The organism is Streptomyces rimosus subsp. rimosus, assembly GCF_000720725.1.
Lineage (GTDB): Bacteria > Actinomycetota > Actinomycetes > Streptomycetales > Streptomycetaceae > Streptomyces > Streptomyces rimosus_A.
This window is the reverse complement of the sequence record NZ_JOCQ01000177.1, coordinates 1-8,832: the sequence shown is the minus strand read 5'-3', so window position 1 is coordinate 8,832 and position 8,832 is coordinate 1. Positions and strand designations below refer to the sequence as shown.

The following is an 8,832-nucleotide window of genomic DNA, read 5'->3' as shown; positions in this document are numbered from 1 at the left end:
GGGCCGGGGCGGTGGCTGGTGAGGGTGAGGCGGGTGAGGGCTCGGGTGCCGCGGTAGCGGGTGGCGGCCGCGGCCGTACGAGCGCGTATCGGGCTCCGCCCGGCCTTGGCCGTGAGGACCTCGGCCAGCAGGTCGGCCTGTTCGAGGGCGGGGCCGGCCAGGCCGTACACCAGGCCGTCGTGCTGCGCGCAGTCGCCGATCGCGTGGATGCGGGGATCGGCCGTACGCAGCTGGTCGTCCACGACGATGCCGCGGTCGACCGGCAGCCCGGCAGCGCGCGCCAGGCCGACACGGGGGCGTACGCCGCAGGCCAGGACGACCAGATCGGCGTCCGGCGCGTAACCGTCCGCGAGCTCGACACCGCGTACGGCGCCGTCTTCGACGCTCAGCCCGCGCACCCGGCACTCCGTATGGACCTCGACGCCCAGCGCCTCCAGGTGCGCGCGCAGCAGGGCCGCGGCCCCGGCGTCCAGCTGGCGTTCCATCAGGTGCTCGCCCTGCTGGGCCAGCAGAACCGGTACGCCGCGCTCGGCCAGCGCGCGCGCCGCCGAGACGCCGAGCAGCCCACCGCCGATCACCACGGCGCGTGCGCCGGGGCGGGCGGCGGCCGTGGCGAGCGCCGTGCAGTCGTCCAGGGTGCGGAACGGGTGGACGCCGCGCGGCAGGTCGCCGTGGCCGGGCGGGAAGAGGCCGCGCAGCGGCGGGAGCACGGGGTTGGAGCCGGTCGCGAGGACGAGCCGGTCGTACGGGACGGTCCGCCCGTCGTCGCACAGCACCGTACGGCGCCCGCGGTCGACCCGTACCGCCCGCACCCCGCCCAGCCACCGCACCGCGTCGTGCGGGGCGGGCAGGGTGATGACCTCGTGCGCATACCGGCCGGCCAGTACGTCGGCGAGCAGGACGCGGTTGTACGGCGCGTGCGGCTCCTCACCGAGGACGGTGAGCACCGGGCCGCCGTCGGCGGACGCCCGGCCGAGGCGCTGCGCCAGCCGGGACGCGGCCATGCCGCCGCCGATCACCACCACACGCTGTTGCGAGGTCATGTCCGCCAGCGTGCGGTCCGGCTGTTACCCGTCCGCATCTGCACTGTTTCCCGTGGGGAACGCTGACCTCAGCGCGGGGGAGGGCGGGGTGTGAGGGGCCCGGCCGTAAGTTGAAGGCCATGCCCGTGCCCAAGCCCATGCCCGTGCCCAAGCCCATGCCCAAGCCTGTTCCTATAGCCGTCCCCGCGTCTGCCCCCGCACATCGCTTGCGCCGCCGCCTCCTCGCGCCCTTTGCCCCGCGCGCGCTTGCCGCGGTGCTGCACGCCGTGACCGGGCTGCCGTTCGCGCTGCTCGGCATGGCGCTCGTCGTCGGAGGGCTGCTGGTGAGCACGGTGCTGGCGTGGACGGCGCTGGGTCCGTGGCTGATGGCGCTGACCGTACGGGGAGCGTCGGCCCTCGGCGGCGCGCAGCGCGCGCTGGCGCGGGGGCTGCTGGCGGTGGACGTCGAAGCGCCCGCGCGCCGCACCGGAGGCGGGCCCCTCGGGTGGCGGCGGGCCGTGCTCGGCGACCGGGCCGGATGGCGGGCGACCGGCTGTGCCCTCCTCGCGCCGTTCACGGCCGTCGCCCCGCTGCTGGTCGTCCTGATGACGTACGTGTACGGGCTGCTCTTCCTCGCCCATCCCCTCCTCAAGCACATCAACTACTTCACCGAACACGGCCCGGACGGCAGCGAGCGCCATGTCTCCCTCCAGGTGAACGGGGTGGAGTTCGACTCCTGGCCGCGCTGGCTGCTGGTCGTCGCCACCGGGGCCGTGCTGCTGCTGGCCGCGCCGTGGCTGCTGCGGCAGGCGCAGGCGCCGCACCGCTTCCTGGTGCGCGCGCTGCTCGGTCCCGACCCGTCCGCGCAGCGCATCCGCACTCTGGAGGAGACCCGCGCGCACGCCGTCGAGGACGCCGCGGCGACGCTGCGCCGTATCGAACGCGATCTGCACGACGGCACCCAGGCCCGGCTGGTCGGGCTGGGCATGCACCTCACGATGATCCGCGAAATGATCGGTGCGGGCGCGGACCGGGACCAGCTGCTGGCCGTGGTGGAGACCGCGCAGGGCAACGCCAAGCAGGCCGTCGCCGACCTGCGGCATCTCGTACGGGGCATCCACCCGCCCGTCCTGGACCAGGGCCTGGACGCGGCGCTCGCCACGCTCGCCGCCGACAGCGCCCTGCCGGTCACGCTCACCACCGGTGCGGCAACCCGCCGCCCCTCACCGGCCGTCGAATCCCTCGTCTACTTCTGCGCCGCCGAACTGCTCGCCAACGCGGTGAAACACAGCGGCGCTTCGGGCGTTGCCATGGAGCTGTCCAGCGGACCGGATGCGGACGGCGACGCGGTCACGGCAGCGCGCGGCGGGCGCGGAAAGCGTGCCGCGAACGCCTCACCGGGCGAACTGCGGCTGACCGTACGGGACGACGGGCGCGGCGGCGCGGTGATCGGCGCGGGCAGCGGCCTCACCGGGCTGCGCGACCGGGCCCGTACCGTCGACGCCACCCTGACCTGCGACAGCCCGCCCGGCGGGCCTACGGTGGTCACCGTCCGCGTCCCCCTCGCGTGACCGCCGTCTTCCCGCACTCATCCCGTCCCGAAAGCAGGCCGCCCCATGCGCGTCGTCATCGCCGAGGATTCCGCGATCCTGCGGGACGGCCTCGGGCAACTCCTCGCCCTGCGCGGGGTGGAGGTGGCGGCGGCCGTCGGCGACGCCGAAGCGCTGCGGGACGCGGTCGCCGAACACCGGCCGGACGCCGCCGTCATCGACATCCGGCTGCCGCCCGGCCACACCGACGAGGGGCTGCGCGCGGCCGTCGCCATCCGCCGGGACCACCCCGGCACCGGCGTACTGATCTTCTCCCAGTACGTGGAGACCAGGTACGCGGCGCGGCTGCTGGGCGACGGGGCGGCCGGCGTCGGCTATCTGCTCAAGGAACGGGTGGTGGACATCGGCGAGTTCGTGGACGCGCTGGAACGGGTCGCGGCGGGCGGCACGGCGCTGGACCCGGAGGTCGTCACCCAGTTCTTCGGCGCCGGGCGGCGCGTGGACGCCCTGGACACCCTCACTCCGCGCGAGCGCGAAGTCCTCGCCCAGATGGCCCAGGGCCGCACCAACCAGGCCATCGCCACCGCCTGCACCGTCACCGAACGCGCCGTCGAGAAGCACATCGCCCACATCTTCACCAAGCTGGACCTGCCGCCGTCGGAGACGGACCACCGGCGGGTGCTGGCGGTGCTGCGGTATCTGGAGGGCGTGAGGTAGGGCGGGCGCAGGGGGCTTCTAGAGCGCGATGCTCGCCGGGGGCGACAGTTTCCAGAGGTGGCCCAGGGGGCGCAGGCCCAGGCGGGCGGCGACGTTCCGGGAGGAACGGTTGGTGTCGGAGGTGCTGTAGAAGAGGTGGCGGCCGGTGGGGGCCAGCAGGCGGGACCAGGCGGCGGTGACGGTGGCGGCGTGGCCCTGGCCGCGGTGGCCGGGGCGGGTCCAGGTGCCGGCTTCCGCGCCGTGGTCGGTCCAGCAGGGGGTGTGGCAGATCGAGACGACCCGGGCCGGGTCGGCGGGGTCGAGGGCCATGGCCCACGGGCCGAGTTTGCCGTCGAGCAGGTCGTGCCACTCGTCCGTACCCCAGTTGCCGGGGTTGGCGGGGCGCAGGGCCGCGAGCGCGGTGTGGTCCTCGGTGTCGGAAGGGACGACGGGCGCGGTCGGGGCGAAGCGGAGGCGGTCGGGGTGGATGAGGTAGCTCGGGCCCGAGGTGGTGTGTACGGGGCCGACGGCGGCTTCCAGCAGGTGCTGGAGGCGGGGGAGGGCCGGGGGCGGTAACCCCGGGCCCGCGGGGGCGGGTTCCTTCGTCACGGATGCCAGCAGGCCGGCGGCGAGCGCGTCCGGGAGGTGGCCGGCCACCACCGGCACCTGGTGGCGGCCGTCGGCCGATACGGCGATGACCATGTGCGGCGGGCCCCGGAAGCGGCCCCGGCCGTCCGTGGGCCAGATGACCTCGATCTCGGTCCTGAGCAGATCGGCGACGCTCACCGGGCGGCTCCCGGTCCTTGTGCGGCTCCCGGCTCTTGTACGGCACCCGGTTCCGGTGCGGGCGCCGCCCCCGGTGCTGGCGCCGACCCAGGTGCCGGCGCCAGCAGACGGGTGAGCGCGCGGCGGGTGCGGTCCTGGGCCTGCGGGTCGGCGAAGAGCTGGATGGCCTGGTTGAGGCCCGTGTAGAGGCCGATCAGTTCGAAGACGAGCTGGTCGGGGTCGGTGCCCGGGGGCAGCTCGCCGGCCTCGACGGCGTACCGGATCTCGTTGGCCAGGCGGCGGCGCCAGAGCGTGGAACGGCGCACCACCGCGTCCCGGATGGGGCCCACGCGCGCGTCGAACTCGACCGCCGCCGTGGTGAAGAAGCAGCCGCCGGGAAAGGCGCCGTGTTCCCGCTCCAGGTAGGTGATCCAGTACTCGCAGATGTCCCGGAGCCGGGCGAGACCCGGGGCCGTACGGGCGGCCGGTTCCCACACCGCTCTGGAGAAGATCGAGGACGCGCCGTCCAGGGAGGCGAGCTGGAGCGCCTCCTTGGTGCCGAAGTGGCCGAGGACGCCGGCCTTGCTCATGCCGAGATCGGTGGCGAGGCGGCCGATGGTCAGCCCGTCCAGTCCTTCGACCGAGGCGATCGCGATGCTGCGGTCGATGATCCGGTCCCGGGTCCGGCGGGACTCGGCGGCGGACTTGCGTGGGCTCATGCCGCCATCGTAGCCAGCCCGGCACCAGGACTCCCGTAATTAGCTTCCGACCGATCGGTTGCTATATTGCCGCCCGGTGCCGCCGACGTCTGCGGCGCCGCTGGTGCCGCCGACGCCGTCCGCACCGTTCGTACCGTCCGCATCACCCGTACCGGCCGTGCGCCCGTGTGCCCGGCCGGGGAACCGAGGAGAGCAGCCGTGCCGGGAACCCGTATCGCCGCGCTGGGACACCACCAGCCGTCGCGTGTCCTGACCAACGACGACCTGGCGGGGATGGTCGACACCAGTGACGAGTGGATCCGGCGGCGCACCGGCATCGTCACCCGGCGGATCGCCGACGAGGAGTCCGTCACCGACCTGGCCGCCGCTGCCGCCGCCAAGGCCCTGGCCGCGGCCGGGCTGGAACCCGCCGACATCGGTCTGGTCACGGTGGCGACCTGCTCGGCCGTCGACCGCTGCCCCTCGACCGCCGCGCAGGTCGCCGCCGCACTGGGCATCCCGTCGGCCGTCGCGTACGACCTGAACAACGGCTGTGCGGGCTTCTGCACCGCGCTCGCCACCGCCGACCACGCGGTCCGCGCTGGCGCCGCCCGGCACGCCCTGGTCATCGGCGCGGAGAAGATGTCGGACGTGACCGACTGGTCCGACCGCAGCACCTGCGTGCTGCTCGGCGACGGCGCGGGTGCCGCCGTGGTGAGCGGCGCCGAGTCCGAGCACATAGGGCCCGTCGTATGGGGCTCCGACCCGACCCGCGCCCAGGCCGTCCGCCTGCTGGGCGACTGGCACCCGCGCTTCGCGCAGGACGGGCAGACGGTGTTCCGCTGGGTCACCACCGAACTCGCCCCGCTGGCCCGGGAGGCGTGCGAGCGGGCGGGCATCGGTCTCGCCGACCTTGCCGGGGTCGTCACCCACCAGGCCAACCTGCGCATCATCGAGTCCGTGGTGCGGCAGCTCGACCTGCCCGAGCACGTGGTGATCGCCCGGGACGTGATCGACTCCGGCAACACGTCCGCGGCGTCCGTCCCCCTCGCCCTGTCCAAACTGGTCGAACGCCGCGACCTTCCGCCGGGCGGCCCCGTCCTGCTGCTGAGCTTCGGCGGCGGACTGTCGTTCGCGGGGCAGGTGGTGGACTGCCCGTAAAGGGCGGACTCCGCGGTGGCCGGCCCCGGACGGGTGGCCGTTTCGTTCCGTTGGCCGGGAATGCGGAATTTTTTGGCGGGTGTGTTTAGTGCCGGGGAGCACGGCAACGCGTCTGATCGGAAGGAAACAGCCAAGATCGAAGTAAGGGTGAGTGACGATGGCTGACTCCACCAACGCCGGCAACTTCGCCAACGACCGCGAGAAGGCCGCACGCGCCGGCCGGCAGGGCGGCCACGAGAGCGGCGGCAACTTCGCCGACGATCCGCGGCGCGCTGCCGAAGCCGGCCGGAAGGGCGGTCACGAAAGTGGCGGCAACTTCGCCAACGACCGTGAGCGCGCCTCCGAGGCCGGTCGGAAGGGCGGCCGCAGCCGCCAGGGCGAGTAGCTGCCGGACGAGTCGGTGAACCCTGGCCGATCCGGACGCCGCAGGTGTCCGCGGCGGATCACCGGCCCACCGCACACGCAGCGGGCGGGCGTCCACCGGACGCCCGCCCGCACTCCGCTGTCAGCCCCGGCCGGATTCGGTCCCCGACCAGGTCCAGCCCCCGGCCGGGCTCAGCCCCCCGCCTTCGCCGGGCACAGGCGCCGCGGCTGCTGGTCGCCGTGCAGCTTCGCGTCCACGCAGCCGGCGGGGAGCCCGGCGTAGGGCGTCTTGCCGAAGTTGGCGGTGACGGTGAGTTTGCCGTTGCCGAACTCCGTGCGCTGGACCAGGTTGTCGCCGGTCAGGCGCCGGAACGAGGTCAGCTTCTCGGTGCCCACTGCCTTGTGCAGCGGGGCGAAGTACGCCTGGAGAGCTGCAAGTTCGGGTCCTGTCTTTTTCAGGGACGCGCCGTCGAGCACGAAATTCAGCGGGATGTTGTAGAGCATCGCGAGCAGCGCGCGGTCGGTCTTCTGCTCGGGCAGCTTCTCGTACGAGAGTTCCCAGCGTTCGGCGTTGACGAGCGAGCTGTGCAGCGCGGTCTCGTACAGCGGCACCCGGTACGCCGGGTCGTACATCGCCTTCGCGACGTCGGCCGGCAGCCGTACCGGCTTGAAGAACGCGCCGGGGGCGTTCTCCGGGGCGTAACCGCCCCAGTTCTTCTTGTCGCGCTGAAGCTTCCACAGGCCGCCGGCGACCGGCGTGGCCGCGCCGTGGTTGAAGGCCAGCACCTTGTTCGCCCAGGACTGCGCGCTCTCCGAGCCCAGAACCAGCTTCTTGTCGTGCGCGAGCCGCCGCATCCGGGCGAGCCGGTCCGTCCGGTCGCCGGCCTTGGTCATCGGGTGGGCGGTGTCGTGGTCGCGGAACAGCTCGCCGGTCGCGTCCACGTCGAGGAAGTAGCTGTCGGCGCCGTTGGCGGTCATCGCGCGGGTGCGGTCCGCGAGGTAGTGGTGACGCGGCTCGGCCTGTTCGAAGGCGCGGGAGCTGAGGTAGCAGCCCCGGCCGCCGAAGCCGGTCTTCGGCTTGCCCTGGGCGTCGCGCACGCAGAAGTCCGGATAGACCGTGCCCGGCCACACGGAGGTGGGGGAGTCGGGATCCTTCTTCGGGTCCTGGCCGTTGGCGAACGTGTCGTACGGGCCCACCAGATAGCCCGCCTTCTTGGCGGCCCGGACGGCGGCGGCGTCCATCGGGTGCGGGCCCGAGTCGTAACCGAGCCACATCCGGTCCACACCCAGCTTGCGCAGCTCCTCGACGCCCGCGGCCTTGCGCGCGTCACCCCACACGTACGCGTGGAACGCGCCGAGCAGCTTGCCGTTGGCCGGATTCTCCCCGATCTTGTCGCGGAGGCTGCCGAGCTGCCCGTGCTCGGCGAGCCAGGAGCGGTAGTCGGCGCCGGGCGCGACGGGATTGCCGTCGGTGAGGGCGAAGGTGACGGTGTAGTCGCGGGTGCCGTCGCCGGCGCTGAAGTCGTGGGTGGTGGCCGTGTTCAGCCGTCCGCCGTCGGAGCGGAACTTCAGTGAGGTACCGAGGTCGGTGGGGGTGAGGTAACTGACGCCGTGGTTCTTGCCCAGCGTGTGACCCCACAGGGGCAGTTCGAGCCCGCCCACATCGACCGGGTCGCCCGTCAGGCCCGCCTTCTCGGAGTTCCAGAACGTGTCGCGCACAGGGATGTCCAGCCCCTCGCCGCGCGGCAGCTGTACGGCGGACGTGGCCCGGTCCGTCCCGGTCAGCGGCCAGGTGAGCGACCCGTCCCGGTCCGCCTTCATGCTGACCCGCAGCCGCCCGTGGTCCGCTCGGGCGGTCACCGTCAGTCCCTTGTCCGGGTAGCTCCAGCGGATGCCTTCGCCGGTCCGCTCGACCGGGCCCGGCGTGCCGAGCGCGGTGCCGGACGGGGCCGACAGGGTCAGGTTCCTGCCGTCCGCGGTACGGGCGTGCAGCGCCAGCGTGCCGGTGTCCACGGTGACCGTTCCGCCCCGGACGGGAATGTCGACGTGCCGCCCGGCGACGGTCCCGGCCACCGCCTGGCTGCTGCACCCGGAGGCGCCGACGGAGGCCGTGGCGGTCAGGGCGAGGGAGGCGGCGAGCACGCGCGTACCGGCGCGGGTGCGGGAGCGGCCGCCCCTGGAGGCGATCTTGAAGTCCATGGACACGTGGATAGTCGGCGGGCTTAAGAACTCTCTAAGAGGGGCCGGGGGAGAGAGGAGGGTCGGGGGACGGGAGAAGGGGCGGAACGGGATCTTCCCGTCGGATGTTGTCCGACCCTCCCACGCGTGGTTAGCTTAGGCTTACCTAAGTCGAGGTCGAGGCGCCTGCCGCGCCCGGCCCGGCCGAAGTCGTCTGTGCCCGCGCCGCGCGCCGGGCGGGAAAGCGGGTTGTCGATGGGAGCGTCGATGAAGACATCGGTGGGCACGTCGACGGGCGCGGTCGGGGGAACCCTGCCGGGTGCCGCAGCGGGTACGGCGGCGGGGACGGTGCCGGGCGCTCCCTCCGGCGGGCCGGCGGGGACGGGGGAGGCGGGGGCC

The 8,832-nt window shown here is 73.6% G+C and carries 8 protein-coding genes; 4 read left to right on the top strand and 4 right to left on the bottom strand.

Going from position 1 to position 8,832, the window contains the following annotated elements; genetic code table 11:
* A partial coding sequence (locus IH45_RS0141595; protein ID WP_030681939.1) for an NAD(P)/FAD-dependent oxidoreductase occupies positions 1 to 1,043 on the bottom strand: 1,043 nt, incomplete at its 3' end.
* Between the two features lie 254 nt (positions 1,044 to 1,297).
* Between IH45_RS0141595 and IH45_RS0141590 the strand changes: the two genes are divergently transcribed.
* Together IH45_RS0141590 and IH45_RS0141585 are read left to right on the top strand one after the other, a co-directional pair.
* Positions 1,298 to 2,593, top strand: coding sequence for a sensor histidine kinase (locus tag IH45_RS0141590; protein WP_234440886.1), 1,296 nt, complete (start codon positions 1,298 to 1,300; stop codon positions 2,591 to 2,593).
* Positions 2,594 to 2,638: 45 nt separating this feature from the next.
* Positions 2,639 to 3,289 (top strand): response regulator transcription factor, encoded by a 651-nt coding sequence (locus tag IH45_RS0141585; protein WP_030681932.1) that lies wholly within the window; start codon positions 2,639 to 2,641, stop codon positions 3,287 to 3,289.
* Positions 3,290 to 3,307: 18 nt separating this feature from the next.
* On the opposite strand, the gene IH45_RS1000000145735 is transcribed toward IH45_RS0141585, so the two are convergent.
* Both IH45_RS1000000145735 and IH45_RS0141575 read right to left on the bottom strand, forming a co-directional pair.
* On the bottom strand, positions 3,308 to 4,054 hold the full coding sequence (locus tag IH45_RS1000000145735; protein WP_050515567.1) for a GNAT family N-acetyltransferase: 747 nt from the start codon (positions 4,052 to 4,054) through the stop codon (positions 3,308 to 3,310).
* Positions 4,051 to 4,752 carry a TetR/AcrR family transcriptional regulator gene (locus IH45_RS0141575; protein WP_032919464.1) on the bottom strand — a complete coding sequence of 234 codons (702 nt, stop codon included), beginning with the start codon at positions 4,750 to 4,752 and terminating at the stop codon, positions 4,051 to 4,053. Before IH45_RS0141575 ends, IH45_RS1000000145735 begins: the two co-directional genes overlap by 4 nt.
* Positions 4,753 to 4,950: 198 nt before the next feature.
* Between IH45_RS0141575 and IH45_RS0141570 the strand changes: the two genes are divergently transcribed.
* Positions 4,951 to 5,892 carry a beta-ketoacyl-ACP synthase III gene (locus tag IH45_RS0141570; protein WP_030681927.1) on the top strand — a complete coding sequence of 314 codons (942 nt, stop codon included), beginning with the start codon at positions 4,951 to 4,953 and terminating at the stop codon, positions 5,890 to 5,892.
* 157 nt (positions 5,893 to 6,049) lie between these two features.
* The gene (locus tag IH45_RS1000000150470; protein WP_050515566.1) at positions 6,050 to 6,277 is read left to right on the top strand and encodes a con-10 family general stress protein; all 228 of its coding nucleotides are present in this window, start codon (positions 6,050 to 6,052) and stop codon (positions 6,275 to 6,277) included.
* 170 nt (positions 6,278 to 6,447) lie between these two features.
* On the opposite strand, the gene IH45_RS0141560 is transcribed toward IH45_RS1000000150470, so the two are convergent.
* Positions 6,448 to 8,454 (bottom strand): glycoside hydrolase, encoded by a 2,007-nt coding sequence (locus tag IH45_RS0141560; protein ID WP_030681923.1) that lies wholly within the window; start codon positions 8,452 to 8,454, stop codon positions 6,448 to 6,450.
* Between the last annotated feature and the right edge of the window lie 378 nt (positions 8,455 to 8,832).

Bases quoted from the DNA above. Each gene is read 5' to 3' on its own strand.
- IH45_RS0141585 (WP_030681932.1), top strand. From the start codon at position 2,639: ATGCGCGTCGTCATCGCCGAGGATTCCGCGATCCTGCGGGACGGCCTC.
- IH45_RS0141575 (WP_032919464.1), bottom strand. From the start codon at position 4,752: ATGAGCCCACGCAAGTCCGCCGCCGAGTCCCGCCGGACCCGGGACCGG.
- IH45_RS1000000150470 (WP_050515566.1), top strand. From the start codon at position 6,050: ATGGCTGACTCCACCAACGCCGGCAACTTCGCCAACGACCGCGAGAAG.
- IH45_RS0141560 (WP_030681923.1), bottom strand. From the start codon at position 8,454: ATGGACTTCAAGATCGCCTCCAGGGGCGGCCGCTCCCGCACCCGCGCC.